Raw genomic sequence first — 23,645 nt, 5'->3', positions numbered from 1 at the left:
CCTATCGCAACAATGCGTCTTGCGGGCAACTCCGGTCGATGCAACGGTCTGACCCCGACAGCCTCAAGAGCCAATCTGTACCCAACCCTGATCCTCAATCCGGTTGCGACCCGTGCTTTTGGCTCGATAGGTTGCGATATCAGCGGTATTGAGCAGCAAATCCAGGCTGGCTTCACCGTTTTGCGACGCTGTAACCCCAAAACTGCAAGTAACCTGAATGGTCTCCTTACCGTGGCTCAACCTCAGCGCTTCGATCTTCGCTCTCAAGCGCTCCGCAAGCTCCCTCGCCTCATCCAGCCCCGTCGCCGGCAGAAGAATCGCAAACTCCTCTCCTCCGAGCCGAGCCGCAACGTCAGCGGCCCGTGTATGCTGCTTCAGCACGCCGGCAAGCGCACGCAGAACAGCGTCACCGCCAGCATGGCCAAAACGATCATTGATTTGCTTGAAGTGATCGGCATCCAGCGAAATAAGCGCCACCGGGTGCCGTTGCCTGCGCGCCTGCTCAAGCGCTGCGTTCCCCAGGGCAAATAGCGCTCGCCTGTTGGCCAACCCGGTCAGCGCGTCTTCATTGGCGAGCTGTTCTGCCTGGCGTTGCGCTTGTGTGAGCTGGTCCTGCAAGTCCTTGATGTCGGAAATGTCGGTTGCGATTTCGATTCTGACAAGACGCCCGTCCGGCCAGCGGGTTGCCTGATCACGGCACTGATACCAGCGGCCCGTGAGGGTATTGCGAAACTCCCAGCGATAGACGCCGGTTGGAACTCCCTCTTCATCCAGCAGCAACGGGTTGGTGCAAAACGCGCACGGCCCTGTCTGGCCCTTCTGCAGTACCTGCCAACATTTTCGCGCACCCGGCTCTCCCCATTTTTCACGCCCGTAGGCGTTGAGAAACAGAAGCTCGTGGGTATCCATATCGGCGACATAGACCAGCGCATCAAGACTGTCGAGCACGGTCTCGATGGCAAGCCTGTCCACATTCTGGTTGTCTGGCATTTTTTGTCTGCGGAACTCCGGCCGGCAACGTCACCTGCACACTGTTGGCGGTGTTGCAATGAGTACGCGAATCGCGTCTGCTGGTCAGACTGTGTGCAATCCGATTATGCGGCAGCTTACGTGGTCTGGCCAATCTGTGACATCATCTTGCCGTTAAACATCTATCCCACTTTATTTGTCGCCAGGGGTGTCCGGTGCCATGCATCGGGCTGAGAACACGCCAAGCCCAGGCTGGCCAAACCCTGGAACCTGATCCGGATCATACCGGCGGAGGAAGCGCGACATGTTGTATATGACGATTGCAGCCCTGGCTGCGGTTCTGCTTTTGTTTGTCTGGGTTGGTCTGCGAACCCGCCGAAACGAGGCTCTCGACGACTTTATTACGGCGCGCAATAGCCAGAACCGCTGGGCCATTGGCCTATCGTTTCTGGCCTCAGGCATGGGTGGCTGGATCCTCTTTGCTCCACCGGAAGTCGGCGTACTGGTCGGTCCCCTTGGTCTGGCCGGGTATGCGCTGGGCGCCGCCCTGCCCTTTATCGTGTTTGCCCTGTGTGGGCCCGCTATTCGTCGAAGACTGCCGGCAGGGCGAAGTATTGGCGAGTTCGCCGAGCACTGCTATGGCGGCGGCGTACGCCGCTGGGTCGGATTGATATCACTGTTGTACATGGCCTGTTTTCTGGTCGCGGAATTGACCGCCATCGGCGCCATTACCGCGATGCTGTCCGACATCAATGGCAGCCTGATTGTCATCGGCGTTGCCGTAACCACGCTGATCTATACGGCCTGGGGCGGTCTGCGGGCCAGCATGACAACCGACCGCTGGCAGGGATGGCTGCTGATTGCGCTGATGTTGCTGGTCGGCGGCGTTGCTGCGACGCGGCTGCCCGCGTTCAGCCCGGATACAGCGCTTCCCGGCATACCCCCGTCAGCCGCACTCGGCGTTGCGCTAACCCTTGTCATCGCCGTCACTGCAGCCAACCTGTTCCATCAAGGCTACTGGCAACGGCTCTGGGCCGCGCAGGACGAAAAGGCACTGGGCCAGGGCGCGCTGATTGGCGGTGTGGCGACCATTCTGGTTGTCGCGCTGGTTGGCGGCCTCGGTATCATGACGGTCATGAGCGGTGCAGATGTTGGCTCCCCACCCATTCCGTTCTTCGCGATGCTGCGTGATGCCCCCGGCTGGCTGGCGCTGCCGGCGCTGGTGCTGGCAATCACCCTGGTTGCCTCCTCGGTCGATACCTTGCAGAACGCTATCGTGTCGCTGGCGGTCACAGAGCGAAAAGGACTGAGTCTTGCCGCTGCTCGCTGGTTTACCTTTGTTCTGATGATTCCGGTGGTGATTATCGCCCTGCAGGGCATCTCGGTTCTGCGGCTGTTTCTGATTGCCGATCTGCTTTGCGCCACTGCGGTTGTGCCGGTCCTGCTGGGCCTGTGGCAACGGATGTCACCGGCAGCTGCGATAGCGGGTGCACTGGCAGGGCTGGTCGGCGCAGTGCTGCCCGGCTGGATTGCAACTGGCAGCGCGCTTCAGGGGCTGCTGCTTGCCAGCTTCCCGGACACCGTTCCGACCCTGCCGCCGTTTCTCGGTGCCCTGGCTGCCTCGGCACTGGTCAGCGTACTTTTCGCCCTCTTGCTGCCTGCCAGAAAGCCCGAACTCGCCGGCTAATCAACCGCGCAGCCGTGCCGCACGGCTGCGCACCTGCCTCCCTCTTTGACACTAAATGCCGATTAATTTGCCGTTTTGAACCAGCCAGCCATGGGGCTTGGCTGGCAGTCTATAGTCGTCCGTACGCACCAAAAATAAAAAGAGAACAAGACGATGACCAATGAGCACTTCGATGTGCTGATTATCGGTGCCGGCCTCTCCGGTATCGGTACGGCTGTGCACATATCACAGGAATGCCCCGGCAAACGATTGGCAATCCTCGAACGCCGCCAGCGCGTTGGCGGTACATGGGACCTGTTCAGCTATCCCGGAATACGCTCCGATTCTGACATGTTCAGCTTCGGTTACGATTTCAGGCCGTGGAATGACCTGAATACACTCGCCGACGGCCAATCCATTCGTAGCTACATCAGTGAAACCGCCAGCGAGTATGGCGTCGACAAACTGATCCGCTTCGGGATCGAAACCGAGCAGGCTCAGTGGTGCAGCGAGCAGCAGCAATGGATCGTCAGCGCCCGGGATCTGGATACCGGTCTGGCCCGCCACTTCAGTTGCGACTTCCTTATCAGTTGCACCGGTTACTACGATCACAAAACCGGCTATCTGCCCGTCTTTCCGGGCGTGGAGCAATTCCAGGGGCAATGCATTCACCCCCAGCACTGGCCGGCCGATCTCGACTATCGGAACAAGAGGGTCGTTGTCATCGGCAGCGGCGCCACTGCTGTCACAGTCGTGCCCGCCATGGCCGATCAGGCAGCCCACGTCACGATGCTGCAGCGCTCTCCATCCTACGTGATGACCGTACCGGCACGTGACAAGTTGACCGAAGTTCTGCGCAAGATCATGCCCGAGCGGTGGGCCAATGATCTGGCACGCAAGCGCAACATCCTGATCCAGCGCTGGCTGTTCAAGGCCGCCAAACGGTGGCCGGAGCGTATGCGCAGCTATCTGCTCAGACAGGTCGCCAAACAGTTGGATGATCAGGCCAACATGAAACACTTCACTCCCAGCTATATGCCCTGGGACCAGCGCCTGTGTGCGGTGCCGGACGGTGATCTGTTCAAAGCCATCAACAGCGGCAAGGCATCGGTGGTGACAGACCGCATTGACCGCTTCACCGAGCACGGCATCAGACTCGCCTCCGGCAAGGAGCTGGAAGCCGACATTGTCATCACCGCCACCGGATTGAAGCTGCAACTGCTGGGGGGCACGCAGCTTCTGATCGACGGCAAGCCGTTCGATCTGCAGCAGCAGATGACCTACAAGGGCGTGTTGCTGCAGAACGTACCGAATATGGCATGGATTTTCGGTTATACCAACGCGCCCTGGACGCTGAAAGCCGATATTGCCGCGCGCTACGTCTGCCGATTGATCAACCACCTGCAGGCAACAGGAATGCAAGTGGTTACACCTCGGGACCATCAGGGCTGCGCAATTGCGGACATGTCGGTCATGGGCGCACTGGAGTCGGGCTACGTGCAGCGGGCGAATGCGATTCTGCCCCGCCAGGGTCGGAGCCTGCCATGGCGTCTGCTCAATGCCTATGAACAAGATCGTGTGATGTTGCTCGACGAGGTGCTTGAGGACGACAACCTCGAATTCCTGCCGCGCAACTCAGAATCCGGTAACAAGACAGCAGGCAGCAACAGCCGGGCAGCATAACAATGGGGATAATGCTTTGAACAACTCAATACAAAACCTGACAGTACTGGGCGCCGGCGTACTGGGCGGCCAGATCGCCTGGCACAGCGCATACAAGGGCAAACAGGTTGTGGTCTATGACCTGTTCGATGAAGGGCTGGAGCGCTGCAAGATCGCACATCAGCAGTATGCAGCCATTTACCAGAAAGACCTTGGCGCTACTGACGAGCAAATTGAACAGACTCGCGCCCGCTTGCGTTACAGCACTGATCTGGCAGATGCGGTCGGGGCTGCCGATCTGGTGATTGAAGCCGTGCCCGAGATTCCCGAGGTCAAGTCACAGGTCTATCGTGACATGGCTCCCCTGCTGCCCGCCGAGTGCCTCATTGCCACCAACTCATCGACGCTGCTGCCGAGCCAGTTTGCCGAGGATACCGGGCGGCCTGCCAACTACTGCGCGCTGCACTTCGCCAACCTGATCTGGTCGATCAACCTTGCCGAGATCATGGCTCACGCAGGGACAGGCGAGCATACCCTGCGCAGCATCACGCGCTTTGCCATTGAAATAGGGATGATTCCGGTGCCGGTACGCAAACCGCAGAACGGCTATGTCATCAACTCGCTGCTGGTGCCGCTGCTCTCGGCCGCACAAACCCTGGTAACCAACGGCGTTGCCACACCGGAAACCGTCGACCGAACCTACATGGTGATGAACCGCGGAGCGAGCATGGGCCCGTTTGGCGTGATCGACGTCGTCGGCATGAAGACCGTCTACGACATCACCCAGTATTGGGGAAGCCTTAATCAAGACGAGCAGGCGCTCAAGAACGCGGATTACATCAAGCGCCACTTTCTCGATCAGGGCAAGCTCGGACTACAGACCGGCAGTGGCTACTATCAGTATCCAAACCCGGCCTACGCTGATCCGGACTTCCTCGTCGAGCCGGGGCTGGAGGTCATCGATGAGATCGTCAGGCTGACGCTTCCCTCATAAGCATTTCGGTGGCGAGGTCGTCTGGCCAAGCCACCAGGCCGTTATTGAGTTTGAACCTCGGTTTGGCAGGGTTTATCCGGATCAAAGACCAGCAACACGATCAGGGCCAACAGCGGCATTGCGCCGCCCAGCAGGGAGGCCACGAGCCAACCGCCGCTGACATAGGCCCACGCCCCCGCGGCGGAACCCACCGCTCCGCCAACAAAGAATGTCGCCATATAAATGGCATTCAATCGGCTGCGCTCGGCTTCACCCAGTGCGTAAATCGCACGCTGGCCAAGCACGACGTTACCGGATACTCCGAGATCAAGCAGCACCGCAGCGGCAACGAGTAACAGCAGTGACAGCGCTGAGCCGGGCGCGACGATATGCGTCATGGCAAAGGCAACCATCACGCAAAGCATCGCGCTGATCGTAGCCACACGGGTCAGCCCACGATCTGCCAGCCTGCCGGCAACAGGCGCAGATACCACGCCAGCGACGCCTGCCAGCGCGAACAGTGCTATACCTGACTGCGACATATCAAAGTCAGGCCCCGCCAGCAGCAGCGGAGTGGTTGTCCAGAACAGGCTGAAGGCGCCAAACATCATCGCCTGATAAAGCGCCCGACGCTGCAGTATCGGAGTATGTGCCGCCAGCGTTGCCATCGAGCGCAGCAGCGCCAGATACCCCATGCTGGCGGTCGGAATACGGCGCGGAATGAGGCGATGCATCACCAGTACCAGCAACACCATCAGAGCGGCCGAGATGAAGAACATCCAGCGCCAGGATGACAGATCGGCAACAAAGCTCGATATCGGTCGGGCCAGCATGATGCCGAACATCAGTCCGCCCATCACATTACCGACCACCTGCCCGCGTCGTTCCGGCGAAGCAAGGTGGGCCGCCAGCGGGACAATAATCTGCACCGCAACCGCGCCAATGCCGATTATCAGCGAACACAACAAAAACTCGAGTGCACTCTCGGATAACGCCGTACCAACCAGCGCCAAAGCCAGCAGCAACACCATTGCGCTGATCAGCGCCCGGTTTTCCAGACGATCGGCCAAAGGCACTACCAGCAGCAGGCCGACGACATAACCGATCTGGGTCAACGTCACTATCAGGCCGCTGGCTTCAGGGCTCATGCCCAGCGACGCACTGATGGGCCCCACCAAAGGCTGGGAATAATACAGGTTGGCGACGATAAGGCCGCAGCAGGCAGCCAGGAAGAACATCAGTCCACTGGCAATGCTGCGGGTATTGTCGGATAGGTCTGGCATGGCAACTCTCGATACCTAGTGTGCAGGGGAAGCCATACTACGCCTATTTATTCGTATTTTGTCGAACTAAAGTCGCGGACGTCGTGAACAGACTGTTGCAGCAATCAAACAACGCTCATTCATTAAGCAATTTGAGCATGCTGGCGCGTTGCTCATCGCTGAGCGCTTGCTGCTTCATTGCCTTGGCAAGACTGGCATAGGCCGTACTCAATGCAGAGGAAAGGCTGGCGAGCTGGCTGCGCAGCCCATCCATCAGGGTGCTGCGCTCCTCGTCCGGTAGCCCCTGCTGACGCGCCAACTCAGTGATTTGCTGCTGTACCTCGGCAATCTGCTGTTTGAGTTCGCGAATGTGCTTGAGCAGCCGCTTGATGACTTCAGGCAAATCACTGTCGTCGATATCCTGATTGCTGCTGCTTTTCAACGCCTTTTCAGCCCGCTCCGACAGCGCGACCTTGACGCTTTCTGCAATTTCCCGATTGCTTTGCGGCACAGCCTCCGGCGACCGCTCCGTAACGCCGCCCGTCCCGTTACTGCGGGTAGCAGGATCAGTCCAGGTGAGATCGCCGATACGCATGATTGCGCCCCTCGCAGTGATGGATATCCATTCATATCGGTCGTTTATCGAAGGACTTTAGCTACCACTGGCTTTGACCGGCGCGACAAGCTTCCCTATATTGTCCGCCGCCGCAGCCACTGCGGCATCGTTCTCGGGGCGGGGTGAAACTCCCCACCGGCGGTAACGGAGCCTGGCTCCGAAGCCCGCGAGCGCTCTGAAATGCAGAGGTCAGCAGATCTGGTGAGATGCCAGAGCCGACGGTTACAGTCCGGACAGGAGAGAACGCGACAGCACCCGCGTCGACGCGAGTTGACGTGGCGCTGCCCGTTCGCCCTGATTCAATCTCACAGGATTTATCCATGAATCAGAGCAAGACGATGACCCAATTTCTACCTTCGCAACAGCGCATTGCCTTCATTCACGCGTCCTGGCACACCGACATCGTACTGCGTTGTCTGGACGGATTCCGCGAGGAAATGGCAACGCGGGGCTACCATCCGGAACAGATTGATGTGATCGCCGTTCCCGGTGCCTACGAAATCCCCCTGCAAGCCAAGCTGCTGGCCAAAACCGGGCGCTACGGCGCGATCGCCTGTTCGGGGCTGGTGGTCGATGGCGGTATCTACCGCCACGACTTTGTCGCCAACGCAGTAATCAGCGGCCTGATGCAGGTTCAACTGGAAACCGAAGTGCCGGTACTGACCGCGGTCCTGACGCCTCACCACTTCCACGAACACGCCGAGCACCAGAGCTACTATCGCACTCATTTTGTTACCAAGGGCAAAGAGCTCGCTGCCGCTGCCGACAGTGCCATGGCGCTGCGCTGGCAGGTACTGAACAGCTGAACACCGGTCACACCGCCGGTGGCGTCAGCTGCCGGCAATCCTGAATCCGACCTGAAGAACCACCTGAAAATGCGCGACCTGATCGTTCGCAATATGGCCGCGGGTTTCCTTCACTTCAAACCACTCCATGTAGCGAATGGTCTTTGCGCACTCTGCAATCGCTACCCGAATGGCATCATCGATACTGTTTGGGGACGAGCCGACAACTTCCACCTTCTTGTAGACATGATGGTTGGACATGATTTACCTCCGCCTTCTTGTCATGGGTGCCCCCCAGTATGGCAAAGGGTTGCCGGTCTCGCCCGCCAAGTCCCGCTGCATTGCAATATGCTGTCATCCGCATATAATCACAAATGCAAATCACTATCATTATTTGATTGATCGCAATCCAAAGGGAGCTTTACATGGCCGTGCGTTTTCCTCTGCAGGCGCTTGCGCTGGCAATTTCGACTACTTTCCTTCTAACCGCATGCAGCGACGACAAGCAAACCAGCGCTCCAGAAGCGAGCGCACCTGAAGCGCCGGTCGCTGAACAATCTCCTGCAAGTGCTACTGAATCTCCAGCCGTTGCCCCTGCCGCCATAGTCAATCATTACGCAGACCTGGCGCTGGCAACCTTCGAGGACGCACTGACAACCGCGAAAGCGCTAGACGCGGCCACCGACGCCCTGATTGCCGAGCCTACCGAAGAGAATCTGGCTGCCGCGCGGGCGGCCTGGTTGCAGTCGCGCGTTCCCTACCAGCAATCTGAGGTTTTCCGCTTCAGCAACGCCGTGGTTGACGATTGGGAAGGTCAGCTGAATGCATGGCCACTGGACGAGGGTCTGATCGACTACGTCAAGGCAGACGATTATCAGCATGCTCTGGGTAACGAAGGCGCCAACGCCAACATCATTGCCAGCACAGAGCTTAACGTCGGCGGTGAAACCCTGGACTTGACGACGATCACACCGGACTTGCTTGCCAGCCTGAACGAGGTTGGCGGTTCTGAGGCCAATGTTGCTACCGGCTACCACGCTATCGAGTTCCTGCTCTGGGGCCAGGATTTGAACGGCTTTGGCGCAGGCGCCGGCGAGCGCAAGGCAACCGATTACGCAACCGGAGAGGCCTGCACAAACGGCAACTGCGACCGCCGCGCAGCCTACCTCGATGCGGTCACCGATCTGCTGGTGTCAGATCTCAACTGGATGGTGGATCAATGGAAACCCGGAGTTGACAGTAACTACCGTGCCGAACTGACAGCACTGGAGCCTACAGCTGTCTATCAGAAAATGCTGTTCGGCATGGGCTCGCTGTCACTGGGTGAGCTGGCCGGTGAGCGCATGAAGGTCGCATTGGAAGCCAACTCCTATGAGGACGAGCACGACTGTTTCAGTGACAACACCCATAACTCCCACTACTACAACGCGCTCGGCATTCAGAATGTCTATACCGGCAACTACAAGCGGGTGGACGGTACCGAGCTGAGCGGCGCATCGCTGGCTGACCTGGTTGGCGAGATCAAACCTGAACTGAATCAGCAGCTGATCGGCCAGCTGGACGCCAGCGTTGCGGCACTGGGTCACATGAAGGAGATCGCCGAGGCAGCGGAAAACCCGGTTGCCTTTGATATGATGATTGCACCCGAAAACACCCAAGGTGCAGAGATTATCAACAACGCCATTAGTGCTCTGGTCGAACAAACCGGTTCGATTGAGCAGGTAGCGGCTGTTGTTGGCGTAGACGCTCTCGAACCCGACGATGCCGGCCACCAGTTCTGATTTGGCGTAGCTTCGGAGCCCGGCGGCTGGCCCGCCGGGCGTCCTGACAGAAACGATCCCTGCTGATACTTACTCCAGGCACAGTGAAACGCAATCCATGCTTCATTCTTTTCTGCGTGCCAGCGCCCTACTGGTACCTGCGGTACTCTTCTCCAACCTGATCCAGGCCACTGAAGCCCCCTACCCGATTCAGAGCACGCCGCTCACCGGTGGTGCCGGCAGTGTCAGCCAACACGACCAAAACGCATACTCCCTGCCGCTGGCCAACATGTCGATGACCAGGCGTTTGGACTTCAGCGTAGGCAACAGTTTTTTCCGCAACCCCTGGGTTGTTGCTCCTGCGAGCACCGATGCCCGCGACGGCCTCGGGCCGCTGTTCAACACCAACTCATGTCAGGGCTGCCACCTCAAGGACGGGCGTGGGCACGCACCCGCGTCCATCGATATGCCCTCGGTGTCGTTGTTCCTGCGCCTCTCCGTTCCGGCGGACCCGGCACAGGATGCAGACCTGCTGCGCGAACATGGCCTCAAACCTGCACCCGTGTATGGCGGCCAGCTGCAAACCTCAGCCATTCCCGACATGAAGCCGGAAGCAGATATGATCGTTGAGTGGCAACCCGTCACCCAGACACTTGCAGACGGCACAGAGATCGTCATGCGCAAGCCGGTTTACCATATCGAAAACCCCAACTACGGCCCGCTGCCGGACAACCTTCTGACCTCACCCAGGGTGGCGTCGCCCATGATCGGGCTGGGCCTGGTCGAGGCGATTCCCGAGTCCGCCCTGCTGGCAAACGAAGATCCGAACGACGCTGACAGCGACGGTATTTCTGGACGCGCCAACCGGGTCTGGGACCGTACCAGCAAACAGACGGTTGTCGGCCGGTTTGGCTGGAAGGCCGGGCAACCCTCCATCCTGCAGCAAAGCATGGACGCCTTTGCCGGTGATATGGGTCTGACCTCCACCGTCGCCCCATCCACCGATTGCACCTCAGAGCAGGAATGCGAACGCTTCCCCGATGGCGGCCAGCCCGAGGTAACCGACAAAGTCGCCAGTTTTATCGAGTTTTACGCCAGCAGTCTGGCTGTCCCGACCCGCCGGGACATGGACGATCCGATCGTGAAGCAGGGTGCAAAACTGTTCAATGACCTGACATGCGCCGCCTGCCATACCCCAAGGCACACCACCGGTCAGGTCACGCGGCCGGAACTGAGCAACCAGATCATCTGGCCCTACTCCGACTTTCTTCTGCATGACATGGGGCCGGGGCTGGCAGATGGACGCCCGGAATTTCTCGCCGATGGCAACGAGTGGCGCACACCGCCGCTGTGGGGGCTTGGCCTGACCAAGGTGGTCAACCCGCAGGCCGGCTTTCTGCACGATGGCCGGGCGGAGACCATTGAACACGCTATTCTCTGGCACGACGGCGAGGCGCGCGCAGCCGCCGACGGCTACCGTCAACTGCCAAAGAATGAGCGTGACGCCTTGATTCGCTTCCTCAACTCCCTGTGAGGCAACACATGACCTTGACCCTTTCCCGGTTACTTCTGGCCACCACTGCCACCCTGGGCATTAGCGTCGCAGCGCAGGCGCAGGACACCTCCGCCCGAGCAGCCTGGCATGCCCAGATTGGGCATGGCTACCAACAGCTGGCAAGCCAGACTGAACAATTCGCCCAACGGGCAGACATATACTGCGCCGCGCCCGGCAGCGACGACCTCAATGAGGTCAAGGCCGCATGGAGCAGCGCCTTTGCAGCGTGGCAGTCGGTTCGCTTCGTGGATTTTGGCCCTATTGAGCAGAACACTCGTGCCTGGAAGTTCCAATTCTGGCCCGACCCCAAGAATCTGACCGCGAACAAGGCCCGCTACTGGCTCAAGCCCGAGCGTGGTGAAATTACCGAACAGGCGCTTGCCCGCGACAGCGTTGCCATCCAGGGCTTTCCGGCCGCCGAGTATCTGCTGTTCGATGCCCAGGTAGCCGATGGCGAGCAAGCGCTGCCAGATGCGCGCTCCTGTCAGTTACTGACGGCAATCGCGCACAACCTGCAAACCAACGCGAGCGGCCTCAGCAGTGACTGGCAACAGTTGCAGGCGCGTTATCTGCAGGTCGCGGACTATGACAACGGCACCCTGACTGCAGCCATGCACGCCCTGGAGATCATGGCCGACTGGCGTCTGGCAGCGCCCCTGGGGGCACGAGGCAACGGCAAGCCCAACCCCTACCTGGCAGACGCCTGGCGCTCGGGGCAATCACTGGACATGATCCAGGCGTCACTGCAGGGGTTGGCCGATTATTTCGTTCCCGGGCTGAATGCCCTGATGGCCGAGAATGATGCCCTGCCTCTGGCCGAACAATTCAGTGCTCAATTGAACCGAACCCTGGCCCGATTCGACACTCTGCCTGCCGATATCACACCGCTGCTTGAAAGCGAGGAAGGGATCGCCAGTCTGAACGCGCTGCTGGCCGACGTACGTGCGACCGGCCAACTATTGACCGGGCCGATCGCCGCCGAACTCAATGTGGTACGCGGGTTCAACTCCAGTGATGGAGACTGATCGATGCTTGATCGACGCCGCTTTCTCAAAGCGTCCCTGGCAGCCGGCTCATTCGCAGCACTGACAGCCTGCAGCACGCGCTGGCCATCAAACAATGCGCCGCCGCTGACCCTGGTCAGTGCCGTAGACGATGAAGCCGGGCAGCACTATATCGGCGCCGTCGATGCTGCCGGCCAGGCTCGCTTGCAGATACCTGTTCCAGAGCGCTGTCACGGCGGATGTGCGCAGCCACACGGAGATCATGTCGTCGTTTTTGCCCGCCGGCCCGGACGACTGATGCATGTACTCAACACGCGCCGGGGCGAGCTGGAGCGCACCATTGAGGCAGGCGACGGCTACCACTACTACGGCCATGGTGTGTATAGCCAGGATGCACGTTACCTCTATGTCACCATGAACAATTACCGCACCGCTGCGGGTCTGGTACGAGTCTACGATGCGTTTGACGGCTACAGCGCCGTAGCCGACTACGACCTCGCCGGCATCGGGCCGCACGAGCTGCGCCTGCATCCTGATGGCGTTACGCTGGTTGTCGCCCTTGGCGGTATCGAAACCCACCCGGACTACGACCGCATCAAGCTTAACCTCGACCGAATGGCGCCCGCGCTGATACTGATGGACCGACGTACCGGAGCAATCAGCGCACGCTACACCCCCTCACATCATCAACTCAGCTGCCGACATCTGGATGTGAGCCCTGATGGTATCGTCATCGCCGGCTATCAGTATGAAGGGCCGGAATGGGAGTCACCCCCGCTGGTCGCACGTCTCGACACGGCCACCGGCGTCTTCAGCGAACTGGATTGGCCAGTAGAGGAACTGCTGCCACTCAGGAACTATACCGCCAGCATCGCAATCAGTCGGCAAAGCCCCTGTGCCGTTGTCACGGCCCCTCTCGGTGGCCTGGCGCTGATCATTGACTACCACTCGGGCAAGGTCATTCAGCGCATACCGGTGACGGACGTTGCAGGTGCCCTGCCCCACGGCAAGAACGGATTTATCGTATCTTCAGGGATGGGGGGCGTATATCAGCTTTCGGCAGACAGCGATCAGGCACTGCTGCGTGGAACCTATCCCATGCGTTGGGACAATCACCTCACGCCGGGGCAGTACCTGGCAAGTTGACCAGAAGAAACCCGGTCGCCACCGCTCAGCGGCTGGCGACCATTTTGGATATACATTGCCGGGACTCCTCCGGCAGGTCGATAAAGTGCATACCGGTCCAGAACTGCTCGCCGTTGATGCTGACACGGTTCCACAGGCTTTCAGCATCAAGCAGAAATTCATTCACGCCATTAAGGGTCATCGGCAGATTGACCTGAAGAGAAAAGGCCCGGTTCAGATCAACCGGACGATTGCTGAGCAGCATCAGGCCCTCCTCATGAAGGTCTACCACACGACCAAGGTGGTCTCCGGTATCCAGGTCAAAAACCTCCAGACTGCTGCTCATCTGATGCCGTTCCAATCGCCTTCGCTCTGTCATGTCGTACTCAACTTCTCAGGGGAGACTGCCGGTGACAAGGTCACTTCAGCAAGCCCAGTTTGCGGGAAAAAAATAGTGGCGAAAAGCTATATCGACACCCATTTTATCTAACCAATCCACATTTCCATCATTGTTCCTGAAGAAGCCACCAGCGGCGCATTGTCACTTCATGCAACCTGCTGTTTCGGGGTATTGTTCTGATACCACACCCGTATACCAAGGAATCTGACATGCGATTCAATCGTTTCTCCTTGCTCCTGATCGGCTGCGCAATGGCCCAATTGGTAAATGCCCACGAGTTTGAAGCCGGATCGTTACACATTGACCACCCCTGGTCGCGCGCTCTGCCGCCTGTTGCACCAACCGGAGCCGCTTACCTGCAGATCAGCAATCAGGGAGAGCAAAGTGACACGCTTCTGGGTGCCGATACCCCGGCCGCAGAAAAAGTGGAGATTCATGAACACGTCCACGCTGACGGACTGATGAAAATGCAGCGTGTTGATCACCTGGAGCTTGCCCCCGGTCAGACCGTTCTCTTCAAGCCCGGCTCGTACCACCTGATGCTGTTCAATCTGAAGCAACCCTTGCAGGCAGGCGAGCAGTTTCCGTTAACCCTGCACTTTGATCGGGCCGGCGACGTACAAGTAATGGTGAATGTACAGGCAGAGGATGAGCCAGCATCCTCGAACGCCGACACGGGTCACATGCATCACTGATCGGGGCGATCGCGATCAAGCAGATGGAAGCGCGGCAGTTCCAGATGCCAGCGGATGGCAGCCAGCCTGATCGTCAGCACCAGAGCAATGCAGATGGCGATGCCGAGGTCTTCGTGCAATCCCAATGACTGCAGGCCGATATAAGCCAGGGAACCGACAATACACGCAGTGGCGTATATTTCCTTTTGAAAGATCAGCGGGATTTCATTACAGATGATATCCCGCATGACCCCACCTGCGACCCCGGTCATTACCCCCATGATCACGGCAGCACTGACCGGCACGCCACAATTTAGCGCGACCTGAGTACCTATCACGGTAAATACTGCCAGGCCGAATGCATCTGCAACCAGCAGCCCCGTTTCATTGATGGGCCGGGTCAGTCGGACCCAGATCACCGTGCCGACAGCTGCCAGCGTGGCAACAAGGATGTATACGTCGTCGCGAATCCAGCTTACCGGGTGATTACCGAGTATGGCGTCACGCAGAGTGCCACCACCCAGGGCAGTGATGATCGCAATGACCAGCACGCCAAACAGATCCATCGACTTGCGCCCGGCCATCAGCGCGCCCGTAATGGCAAATACCGCTACACCAAACAGATCGAAGACGTAGAACCAGCTCATTCAGGCAGCACTCCGAAGTGGCCCTGATCAATCCTCTCGACTGGGAGTGCGCATGGTCACAAACTCCTCGGCTGCTGTGGGATGAATACCCAGCGTGGCATCGAACACCGCCTTGGTTGCGCCTGCCTTGATCGCAACCGCCAGCCCCTGCACGATCTCGCCCGCCTCGGGCCCGACCATATGCACCCCGAGCACCCGATCGGTGTCCTTGTCGACCACCAGTTTCATCAGACTCTGCTCGCTGCGGCCAGCCAGAGTGTTGCGCATGGCACGAAAACGGCTTTCATAGATACGCAGACGATGCCCATCGGCACGGGCTTGCTCTTCCGATAGACCAAGCGTCGCGATATTGGGAATGCAGAACACCGCCGTCGGAATGTCGTTATAGTCAACCGGTACATACTCCTCCGGCCGATACAACCGACGCGCCAGCGCCATGCCTTCCGCCAACGCCACCGGTGTTAACTGCACGGTGCCGGTCACATCCCCAATCGCCAGCACCGCCGGGTCGGTAGTCTGGTAGTGCTCATCCACCCGAATGTTGCCTTTATCGTCCAGCTCCACACCTGTGTGTTCCAGCCCCAGATCATCGGTGTGCGCGCGCCGCCCCGTGGCATAGAGCACCAGATCCGTTTCCATCTGCTCACCACTGGCGAGGGTCACGCTCAGTGACTGATCAGCATTACGCTCAATGCGGGCGACGTCGCCGTTGAACCGCAGCCTGACTCCCTTCTCGGCGAGCACAGAGGCCATGTGTTCCCGCACGCTGCGATCAAAGCCGCGCAGGAACAGCTCCCCACGATAGAGCTGGGTAGTTTCGCAACCAAGACCATGGAAAATGCCGGCAAACTCGATGGCAATATAGCCACCCCCAACGACCAGCACCCGTTTTGGCAGCTCATCGAGGAAGAACACCTCGTTGGAACTGATAACGTGCTCGTTGCCCGGGAAGTCCGGCACGTGCGGCCACCCTCCTGTTGCAATCAGAACACGCTCGGCACTGTAACGCCGACCATCTACCTCTACGTGATGCGAGTCGATGAATCTTGCCCGTCCTTCAATCAACTGCACGCCAGCGGATAGCAACAGGTTGCGGTAGATGCCGTTCAACCGACTGATCTCGGCATTCTTGTTGGCGACCAGACGCGGCCAATCGAAACCGGGGGCAGCAACATCCCAGCCATACCCGGCCGCGTCGGCAATGTCCTCGGCAAAATGTGCCGCATAGGAAAACAGCTTCTTCGGCACGCAGCCTACGTTGACGCAGGTCCCGCCCAGATAGCGATCCTCGGCTACAGCCACCCTGGCTCCGAATCCTGCTGCCATTCGACTGGCACGCACACCGCCGGAGCCGGCGCCAATAACGAAGAGATCAAAATCATACTGGGACATGGGCTGTATTCCTGCCTGGACTTGAGTAATTGCTCAAGCATACCCCAAAACAGGCATTGGCTCAGACTACCTTGCGCAGCAGTGGCGCAGGCGCGTCTACCGGCAAGCGGCCGACACCAAGATGACGAAAGCCGTGCGCTCCGACCACTGCCGGATCGTACTGGTTTCGGCCATCAATGATGACAGGTGCACGCATGAGTTGGGCCATGAGTGCGAAATCCGGCTGCCGAAACTGCTTCCACTCGGTCAACAGCGCCAACGCATCAGCTTGGTTTAGCGCGACATAGGGGTCGGAGAACAATTGCAGCTGACCCCTTGCAATAGCTGCCGGATAGGCTCGGGCGATGTTGTCACCGGCTACCGGATCAAACGCCTTCACCATCGTGCCGGCGGCCAGCAACTCATCAATCAGCTCGCGACTGGGCGCATCGCGAATATCATCAGTGCCAGGTTTGAACGACAGCCCCCAAACAGCGACGGTACAACCGGTCAAACGCTCACCATAGACCTTGCGCAACATGCGCAGCGGCCAGCCCTTCTGCGCCTGGTTTCGCTGTTCAACAGCGGTCAGAATCGGCAACTCCGTATCATGCTCCCGCGCCATGTGCAGCAGCGCGCGGATGTCCTTCGGGAAGCACGATCCGCCATAGCCACAACCGGCATAAATGAAATGGTGGCCGATACGCGGATCAGCACCAATCCCCTTGCGCACCTCCTCTACGTCGACACCAAGCAGCTCGCACAGGCTGGCGACTTCATTGATAAACGAAATCTTGGTCGCCAGGAAGGTATTGGCCACGTACTTGGTCATTTCCGCCGCACGCCGCGGCATGCAAAGAATGCGGTCATGGTTGCGGACAAACGGCTCATACAGTTGGCGCATGGTTCGCTCGGCGCCGGCATCCTCGGTACCGAGGATAATCCGGTCAGGCCGCATGAAGTCGTCGATGGCGGCCCCCTCCTTGAGAAACTCCGGATTACTCACCACACGATGCTGCCAGCCCAACCCTCGGCGCTGGCAAAGCTGGTCTAGAATCGCTTGCACCCGGCAGGCCGTACCAACCGGCGCCGTTGATTTGCAGACAACGATGGACGGGCTGTCCAAGAGCGCCCCGAGCTGCGCTGCCACCCCAAGAATTTGGGATATGTCGGCAGAGCCGTCCAGCGCCGGAGGTGTGCCAACCGCAATGAAGACAACGTCACTGTGGCTGAGCCCTGGGCCCAGTTGAGGGTGCAACGTCAGCCGTCCCGCACGCTGATTGGTCTGCAGCAACCCTTCTATTCCGGGTTCGTAGATCGGTGATACTCCACGCTGAAGCGCCGCAATACGCTCCTCATCAGCATCCACGCACGCAACCCGATTACCCATTTCGGCAAAACAGGCAGCCGTCACCAAACCAACATAGCCGCATCCAATAACCGTGATCTGCATACCCGTCTCCTCAATGATGTGCAACGAGGATTGCGCCATGACGGCGTGACAGACGGATTACTCCAAGGTTAAGCCTTGATGACGTGCCAGCATTGTTACCACGACACGCCCTACCCCCATGGCAACGTGCAGGCTACAATCGGTGCAGGACACTCCACCAGCGGCAGACCCCATGAAAGGCACTACGCCGGAAAATTCGCACTGGATCGTGCAACTCAATTACCGCAATCGTACCGGCTCGTTCGCACTGCTGTTCGCGGCCATCGGAGTTCACTTTGCAGGGCTTGAGCATGGATGGCTCGCCTGGACACTGCTTGCTCTCCAGTTCCTGCTGTATCCACACCTGATGTACCTGCGAGCAAGGCGCTCTGACGCTCCCCTGGCAACAGAGCTGAATAGTCTGTTATGTGATTCTGTGCTGTTTGGAGTCTGGATAGGCTGGCTTGGCTTCCCCCTGTGGCTGAGCTACACCATGCTAATGGGCGTCACCATTAACCTTATGGTGTTTCGCGGGCCCAGAGGGCTATTGCAGTCGCTCTTCGCGCTAGCTTGCGGCATCGCCTTCTCGGCCTGGCTGCAGCCTTTGCACCTCACGCTGTACAGCAACTGGATATCCAACCTCCTCTGCATCACCGGTCTGAGTCTTTATCTGATGATGGTCGGTAACGTGGCATTTACGCGAAATCAGCGCATCCGCGAAGCACGCGATCAACTGCACGAAAGCCAGGAGACGTTGCAGCAGGTCAACCGGGCACTCCAGCAGCAACTGCAGGAGAACACCGAGTTGCAGAACCAGCTGCGCGAGCTCGCCGACCGGGACCCGCTCACCGGCACATACAACCGCCGCTACTTCGACGTCACCATTGCAAGAGAGTTGAGCTACTGCAGACGCCACGGAACCTCCCTGGCACTAATTCTGATCGACATCGATCACTTCAAATCAGTCAACGACACCTACGGTCACCAGGCTGGCGATCAACTACTGATATCACTGGCTGACCTGCTCAAACGCAACTCTCGCGGCAGTGACATTATTTGCCGGTTTGGCGGGGAGGAATTTTTAATTGCACTGCCGGACACCGACTGTGCCACCGCAGCAGCTCGTGCCGAGGAATATGCCAGAGGGTTTTCCGATGCCGGCGCTCGGTGGCAAGGCCAGCAGATCAGCGCAACCTTGTCCGCCGGTGTCGCGAGCTTTCCCGAGCAGGCTGAGGATGCAGACAAATTGCTTAGGTGCGCAGATATCGCACTCTATCAGGCCAAAAAAAGCGGGCGTAACCGAGTGGTTGCCTATAGCGGGGAAATACGCTCGCAGATCCCTGCGACCGATTAGAGCGCAACGCTTCGGGGAATATAGTAGAAAACCAGAGCCAGCATGCAGAGCGCACCACCCCAGATCAACGCCATGCCGGTCGGCGTTTGTGAGCGAGAGAAGCCGCCACCGATAAGCAGGACCCCCAACGTAAAGATGGCTACCGTGACCCAGAACTGTTCACCGCTCATGCGCGCTCTCCTGCGTTGATTTGTTGGGAGTATATCGCAGGACAAACCCCGGCAATCCTGATTCACATCAGCTGACAGGAGGTTGTGCAAACGCAATCTTGCGGAGAGCGCAAAGCGTGAAACGCAATTCGCTGAGAAAGGTTTTGGCAACGGGAGTAAATCAGATTGGCTAGTGCGCAAATGACCGATTAACTCGAACATGCGCAGATGAACGCTCGCGCAAACGCATCGACATAGGGACGCAATAACGAGAACAGAAAAGGAGTGCAAACCATCAAGGACCGCAACCGGCTTACAGATCAGAGGAGGTTTTTACGTATCACGCAAGCCCGCATGGAAACTGGTGCCCGGAGCCGGGGTCGAACCGGCACGACCTAAAGGTCGAGGGATTTTAAGTCCCTTGCGTCTACCAATTTCGCCATCCGGGCGAAAGAAAAGTTGGAGGCCGAGGTCGGAATCGAACCGGCGTACACGGATTTGCAATCCGCTGCATGACCACTCTGCCACCCGGCCTCAAAAGAGATACGCTGCGCTGTGGATGACGTCAGCGCAACAAAAACTGGAGCGGGAAACGAGACTCGAACTCGCGACCCCGACCTTGGCAAGGTCGTGCTCTACCAACTGAGCTATTCCCGCTTAAAAACCTTTACTACTTGACCATCTGGTCGCGAGACCTCGCGAAGCTACGCGCCCCGCCCCGACCTCGGAAGGTCGTGCTCTAACATCTGAGCTGATCCCGCTAAATGCCTTGCAATGCCTTAACGCTTGCTGCCTGAGATTGCCAGACTGCTCACTGCATCGGACGGCGCTCATTCTATCCATCTGCGCCGGCCTGTCAAGTTATTGATTCAAAAAAAGTTATTTGGAGGAATTTTGATCACTGTCCGGGCGCAGATGGGGCCATGCCGCGATCAGATAGACCACCATGGACCACAAGGTCAGCACCGCCGACATCGCCAGCAATATGTAGCCCACAATAACCCACAGCGTAAGCTCCGGGGGGTTGGCCAGCAACACAACCAGCGCCACCATCTGCAGCGCTGTTTTGTACTTCCCGAGCTTGGACACCGCGACATGTGCTCGCGCGCCCATTTCCGCCATCCACTCACGCAATGCAGAAATCACCAGTTCACGACCGATGATGATGGCGGCCGGAGCGGTAACCCAGAAGTTGGCATGGTGCTGAACCAGCAGGACCAACGCGATAACTACCATGAGCTTGTCAGCAACCGGGTCCAGAAAAGCCCCAAATGGTGTGCTTTGCTGCAGTTTTCGCGCGAGATAGCCATCCAGCCAATCGGTCACGCTGGCCATGGTAAAGACCAGTGCTGCCGCAAGGTAGCTCCAGTGAAACGGCATGTAAAACAGCAGGATAAAAATGGGTATCAGCGCGACCCGGAGCAGGGTCAGGATATTTGGAATGTTCATGGGTTCCGCAGCCTTGGACGAAAGGCCATTCTAATCGCTATGCAGAACAGCATAAATCTGTTCTGCGAGTTTTTTACTGATCCCCGGTACTTTGGCAATTTCGGCTGCGCTGGCGCGCTTCAACTCCTGAAGACCGCCGAAATGTTTAAGCAGCTCTCGTCTGCGCTTGGGGCCGACGCCCGCGATACCTTCAAGACTGGAACTGGTTCTGGCCTTACCCCGCCGTTGGCGGTGGCCAGTGATCGCAAAACGGTGTGCCTCGTCACGAATATGCTGGATCAGGTGCAGCGCAGGCGAGTGACCGGGCAATACCAGTTCATTGTCCGGGGTGTTGAGGAACAGGGTTTCCATGCCTGCCTTGCGCGTTACACCCTTGGCAACGCCAACCAGCGTCAGATCATGGATAGCCAGCTCCTGCAGCACATCACGCGCCATGTTCATCTGGCCCTTGCCGCCATCGACCAGCAGGATATCCGGCATCTTGCCCTCACCGTCCTTGATCCGCGAGAAACGGCGCATCAGAGCCTGATGCATTGCCGCATAGTCGTCGCCTGCGGTAACACCTTCGATATTGAAGCGGCGGTAGTCGCTCTTGATCGGCCCCTCGGGCCCAAACACCACACAGGAAGCGACCGTCGCCTCTCCGCTGGAGTGGCTGATGTCGTAGCACTCCAGCCGCGTCGGCATGTCGTCAAGCTGCAGCGCCTGCTGCAAGGCTTCAAATCGTTGCTGGACATGCTGACGGTTGCTCAGGAGGCTGGCCAGTGACTGCTCGGCATTACTGCTTGCCAACTCCTGCCAACGTCGCCGAGTACCACGTACCCGCGGACTGATGCTGACGTTGAAGCCGCGCGCCTCGCTCAACACACGGGTAATGACAGCAAAGTCCTCGTGCTCGGCGTTAACGATAATTTCCGCCGGCACCTCGCGCTCGGCACTGCCCAGGTAATACTGCGGCAAAAACGCAGCGAGCACCTCACCAGGCTGCTGCTCGATCGGCACCCGCGGGAAATGGTTCTTGCTGCCAAGCACTCGACCGTTTCGCACCATGATGACGTGCACACAGGCGCCACCCGGGGCGACCGCTGCGGCAACAATATCGGCGCTCCCCTGCTCGGTGTCGATGCTCTGCTGATCCTGCACCCGGCGCAGCAAGGCGATCTGGTCACGCAATTCAGCGGCCCGCTCAAAATCCAGTGCGGTGGCTGCCTTCTCCATCGCCGCGGTCAGTTCGTCGTTGAGCGCGTTGCTGCGTCCTTCCAGAAACATGACCGAATGGCGAACGTCCTCGGCATACTCCGCCGCATCGACCAGCCCAACGCACGGCGCCTTGCAGCGTTTGATCTGATACTGCAGGCAGGGCCGCGTGCGGTTACGGTAATAACTGTCCTCGCATTGACGCACGAGAAAGGTTTTTTGCAGCAGGTTGAGGCTCTCGCGAATGGCACCGGCGCTCGGATACGGGCCGAAATAACGGCCCTTGGCGCGCTTGCTGCCACGGTGCAGGCCCAGCCGAGGAAAGTCATCGTTACTGGAGAGAAACACGTAAGGGTAGGATTTGTCATCCCGCAGCAGAATATTGTAAGGCGGACGGTTAGCCTTGATCAGGCTCTGTTCCAGCAACAGCGCTTCGGTTTCATTACCTGTGATCGTGGTATCGATCTGCTGAATGCGGGCGACCAGCGCTTCGGTCTTGGGGCTGAGCCCGGTCTTGCGGAAATAGCTGGACAGGCGCTTTTTCAGATTGCCGGCCTTGCCGACATACAGAAGTTCGCCGTCGGCATCGAACATGCGATACACGCCGGGCTTGCTGCTGGCCGAGGCCAGAAAGGCCTTGGCATCGAATACGGGTGAGCTGCTCACTGTCGGGACGGATCAACCATGCCGTGGCGCACCGCCAGCAGGGTCAACTCGACATCACTGGTGATGCCCAGCTTCTCGAAAATGCGATAGCGATAGGTGTTGACGGTTTTCGGACTGAGGCAAAGCTTGTCGGAAATGCTTTGCACCTTCTCGCAATTGACAATCATCAAGGCGATCTGCATCTCGCGCTCGGAAAGGCAATCAAAGGGCGAATTGCCGCCCGGGTTGAACTGCTTCAGGGCAAGTTGTTGCGCAATATCAGGGCTGATGTAGCGCAGTCCGGCGTGAACCTGGCGTATTGCCGTCACCATTTCGTCCAGCGCCGCCCCCTTGGTAACGTAACCGGCGGCCCCAGCCTGCATCAGACGCGTCGGAAAGGGCTCTTCGTCGCAAACGGTTACGGCAATCACCTTTATGTGCTTGTCATGCTGGACCAGCTTGCGGGTAGCTTCAAGGCCACCGATACCCGGCATGCGCACGTCCATCAGGATGACGTCAGGCTTAAGCTCGCGGGCGCGAACAACGGCAGTCTCTCCGCTATCGGCCTCGCCTATGACAGACAGGCCCGGGACATCGCTCAGCATGCGACTGATGCCTGTGCGCACCAGGTCGTGGTCATCGACTACCAGTACCTTGATCAAGTCCTACCCCTTGAACAAACCGAACCGAGCTATCCCACCGGGAGCGGAGGCAGCATCCCGACACGCAGCCTTACTATAATGGGCGAACGCACCATCCTGCCCGACAAGGAAATGCTCTGTCAGACAATGATCGACGTGTTTTAGGCGCAACGATACCAAAACGACCAGCCAGATGAAATCACTTGTCCAGCTGCGCGAACTGCCGGTACCTGTCCAATGACTCAGCTACCATGGTCTGATGGACGTTTTGGGTACTGCACGCAACACTGGCGGCAAACAACAGGCGCA

General features: G+C 58.7%; 23 protein-coding genes, 3 tRNA genes and 2 riboswitches. Of the genes, 10 read left to right on the top strand and 16 right to left on the bottom strand.

Translation table 11 applies throughout. The features are described 5' to 3' along the window. Nucleotides 1-63: 63 nt before the first annotated feature. Nucleotides 64-990, bottom strand: a complete 927-nt coding sequence (locus O5O48_RS14015; protein WP_269687334.1) for a GGDEF domain-containing protein — start codon at nt 988-990, stop codon at nt 64-66. Nucleotides 991-1,163: 173 nt separating this feature from the next. After that, nucleotides 1,164-1,284: riboswitch (TPP riboswitch) on the top strand. On the opposite strand from O5O48_RS14015, the gene O5O48_RS14010 reads away from it, so the two are divergent. From O5O48_RS14010 to O5O48_RS14000, 3 genes are all read left to right on the top strand, one after another. After that, complete coding sequence (locus O5O48_RS14010; protein ID WP_269687333.1) at nt 1,274-2,656, top strand: sodium:solute symporter family transporter; 1,383 nt, start codon at nt 1,274-1,276, stop codon at nt 2,654-2,656. (Overlaps the previous riboswitch by 11 nt.) 153 nt (nt 2,657-2,809) lie before the next feature. Beyond that, entirely contained in the window at nt 2,810-4,318 is a 1,509-nt protein-coding gene (locus O5O48_RS14005; protein WP_269687332.1) for a flavin-containing monooxygenase, read from the top strand. 16 nt (nt 4,319-4,334) lie between these two features. Then, entirely contained in the window at nt 4,335-5,291 is a 957-nt protein-coding gene (locus O5O48_RS14000) for a 3-hydroxyacyl-CoA dehydrogenase (RefSeq protein WP_233049677.1), read from the top strand. 41 nt (nt 5,292-5,332) lie between these two features. Here O5O48_RS14000 and O5O48_RS13995 read toward each other — a convergent pair whose 3' ends face one another. Both O5O48_RS13995 and O5O48_RS13990 read right to left on the bottom strand, forming a co-directional pair. Further along, the gene (locus O5O48_RS13995) at nt 5,333-6,553 is read right to left on the bottom strand and encodes an MFS transporter (RefSeq protein ID WP_088274212.1); all 1,221 of its coding nucleotides are present in this window, start codon (nt 6,551-6,553) and stop codon (nt 5,333-5,335) included. A 115-nt stretch (nt 6,554-6,668) separates the two neighbouring features. Further along, complete coding sequence (locus tag O5O48_RS13990) at nt 6,669-7,127, bottom strand: hypothetical protein (protein ID WP_233049679.1); 459 nt, start codon at nt 7,125-7,127, stop codon at nt 6,669-6,671. 125 nt (nt 7,128-7,252) lie between these two features. Next, a riboswitch (FMN riboswitch) is annotated at nt 7,253-7,397 on the top strand. A gap of 71 nt (nt 7,398-7,468) precedes the next feature. Here O5O48_RS13990 and O5O48_RS13985 point away from each other — a divergent pair. Beyond that, nucleotides 7,469-7,954, top strand: a complete 486-nt coding sequence (locus tag O5O48_RS13985) for a 6,7-dimethyl-8-ribityllumazine synthase (protein WP_228244877.1) — start codon at nt 7,469-7,471, stop codon at nt 7,952-7,954. A gap of 24 nt (nt 7,955-7,978) precedes the next feature. Here the strand turns inward: O5O48_RS13985 and O5O48_RS13980 are convergent, their stop codons facing one another. Beyond that, nucleotides 7,979-8,194 (bottom strand): dodecin, encoded by a 216-nt coding sequence (locus tag O5O48_RS13980; protein ID WP_228244876.1) that lies wholly within the window; start codon nt 8,192-8,194, stop codon nt 7,979-7,981. Between the two features lie 164 nt (nt 8,195-8,358). On the opposite strand from O5O48_RS13980, the gene O5O48_RS13975 reads away from it, so the two are divergent. The 3 genes from O5O48_RS13975 to O5O48_RS13965 all read left to right on the top strand — a co-directional run bounded on the left by O5O48_RS13975 (nt 8,359) and on the right by O5O48_RS13965 (nt 12,273). Beyond that, complete coding sequence (locus O5O48_RS13975; protein WP_269687331.1) at nt 8,359-9,714, top strand: imelysin family protein; 1,356 nt, start codon at nt 8,359-8,361, stop codon at nt 9,712-9,714. 97 nt (nt 9,715-9,811) lie between these two features. Continuing rightward, nucleotides 9,812-11,227, top strand: a complete 1,416-nt coding sequence (locus O5O48_RS13970) for a di-heme oxidoreductase family protein (RefSeq protein ID WP_269687330.1) — start codon at nt 9,812-9,814, stop codon at nt 11,225-11,227. 8 nt (nt 11,228-11,235) lie between these two features. Beyond that, the gene (locus O5O48_RS13965; protein WP_269687329.1) at nt 11,236-12,273 is read left to right on the top strand and encodes an imelysin family protein; all 1,038 of its coding nucleotides are present in this window, start codon (nt 11,236-11,238) and stop codon (nt 12,271-12,273) included. A gap of 87 nt (nt 12,274-12,360) precedes the next feature. Here O5O48_RS13965 and O5O48_RS13960 read toward each other — a convergent pair whose 3' ends face one another. Then, nucleotides 12,361-12,555, bottom strand: a complete 195-nt coding sequence (locus O5O48_RS13960) for a hypothetical protein (RefSeq protein ID WP_228245062.1) — start codon at nt 12,553-12,555, stop codon at nt 12,361-12,363. Between O5O48_RS13960 and O5O48_RS13955 the strand changes: the two genes are divergently transcribed. After that, nucleotides 12,463-13,398, top strand: a complete 936-nt coding sequence (locus tag O5O48_RS13955; protein ID WP_269688707.1) for a DUF1513 domain-containing protein — start codon at nt 12,463-12,465, stop codon at nt 13,396-13,398. The genes O5O48_RS13960 and O5O48_RS13955 overlap by 93 nt on opposite strands. Nucleotides 13,399-13,423: 25 nt before the next feature. Here the strand turns inward: O5O48_RS13955 and O5O48_RS13950 are convergent, their stop codons facing one another. Beyond that, complete coding sequence (locus O5O48_RS13950; RefSeq protein WP_233049683.1) at nt 13,424-13,723, bottom strand: hypothetical protein; 300 nt, start codon at nt 13,721-13,723, stop codon at nt 13,424-13,426. A 263-nt stretch (nt 13,724-13,986) separates the two neighbouring features. Between O5O48_RS13950 and O5O48_RS13945 the strand changes: the two genes are divergently transcribed. Continuing rightward, on the top strand, nt 13,987-14,472 hold the full coding sequence (locus tag O5O48_RS13945) for a copper chaperone PCu(A)C (protein WP_269687328.1): 486 nt from the start codon (nt 13,987-13,989) through the stop codon (nt 14,470-14,472). Here the strand turns inward: O5O48_RS13945 and O5O48_RS13940 are convergent. The 3 genes from O5O48_RS13940 to O5O48_RS13930 form a co-directional block, all read right to left on the bottom strand. Beyond that, on the bottom strand, nt 14,466-15,098 hold the full coding sequence (locus tag O5O48_RS13940; RefSeq protein ID WP_269687327.1) for a trimeric intracellular cation channel family protein: 633 nt from the start codon (nt 15,096-15,098) through the stop codon (nt 14,466-14,468). The genes O5O48_RS13945 and O5O48_RS13940 overlap by 7 nt on opposite strands. A 27-nt stretch (nt 15,099-15,125) precedes the next feature. After that, nucleotides 15,126-16,490 carry a glutathione-disulfide reductase gene (gene gorA / locus O5O48_RS13935; RefSeq protein WP_269687326.1) on the bottom strand — a complete coding sequence of 455 codons (1,365 nt, stop codon included), beginning with the start codon at nt 16,488-16,490 and terminating at the stop codon, nt 15,126-15,128. Nucleotides 16,491-16,551: 61 nt separating this feature from the next. Beyond that, a complete protein-coding gene (locus tag O5O48_RS13930) occupies nt 16,552-17,922 on the bottom strand; it encodes a UDP-glucose dehydrogenase family protein (protein ID WP_269687325.1) in 1,371 nt (456 codons plus the stop codon). Between the two features lie 208 nt (nt 17,923-18,130). Between O5O48_RS13930 and O5O48_RS13925 the strand changes: the two genes are divergently transcribed. Further along, entirely contained in the window at nt 18,131-19,255 is a 1,125-nt protein-coding gene (locus O5O48_RS13925) for a sensor domain-containing diguanylate cyclase (protein ID WP_269687324.1), read from the top strand. Here the strand turns inward: O5O48_RS13925 and O5O48_RS13920 are convergent. The 7 genes from O5O48_RS13920 to gacA all read right to left on the bottom strand — a co-directional run bounded on the left by O5O48_RS13920 (nt 19,252) and on the right by gacA (nt 23,357). Beyond that, on the bottom strand, nt 19,252-19,425 hold the full coding sequence (locus O5O48_RS13920; protein WP_233049688.1) for a hypothetical protein: 174 nt from the start codon (nt 19,423-19,425) through the stop codon (nt 19,252-19,254). The genes O5O48_RS13925 and O5O48_RS13920 overlap by 4 nt on opposite strands. A gap of 341 nt (nt 19,426-19,766) precedes the next feature. Next, nucleotides 19,767-19,853: transfer RNA gene (locus O5O48_RS13915), tRNA-Leu, on the bottom strand. 11 nt (nt 19,854-19,864) lie between these two features. Then, a tRNA-Cys gene (locus tag O5O48_RS13910) sits at nt 19,865-19,938 on the bottom strand. A 47-nt stretch (nt 19,939-19,985) separates the two neighbouring features. Beyond that, nucleotides 19,986-20,061, bottom strand: a tRNA-Gly gene (locus tag O5O48_RS13905). A gap of 222 nt (nt 20,062-20,283) precedes the next feature. Then, nucleotides 20,284-20,853 carry a CDP-diacylglycerol--glycerol-3-phosphate 3-phosphatidyltransferase gene (gene pgsA, locus O5O48_RS13900; RefSeq protein ID WP_269687323.1) on the bottom strand — a complete coding sequence of 190 codons (570 nt, stop codon included), beginning with the start codon at nt 20,851-20,853 and terminating at the stop codon, nt 20,284-20,286. Nucleotides 20,854-20,883: 30 nt separating this feature from the next. After that, nucleotides 20,884-22,716: an excinuclease ABC subunit UvrC gene (gene uvrC / locus O5O48_RS13895; RefSeq protein ID WP_269687322.1), complete on the bottom strand. Its 1,833-nt coding sequence runs from the start codon at nt 22,714-22,716 to the stop codon at nt 20,884-20,886. Beyond that, complete coding sequence (gene gacA, locus O5O48_RS13890) at nt 22,713-23,357, bottom strand: response regulator transcription factor GacA (protein WP_269687321.1); 645 nt, start codon at nt 23,355-23,357, stop codon at nt 22,713-22,715. Before gacA ends, uvrC begins: the two co-directional genes overlap by 4 nt. Nucleotides 23,358-23,645 lie beyond the last annotated feature (288 nt).

It is taken from the genome of Halopseudomonas sp. MFKK-1 (assembly GCF_027474385.1).
GTDB lineage: Bacteria > Pseudomonadota > Gammaproteobacteria > Pseudomonadales > Pseudomonadaceae > Halopseudomonas > Halopseudomonas aestusnigri.
Note: the sequence above shows the minus strand (reverse complement) of the source record. Positions and strands in the feature narration are given on the sequence as shown.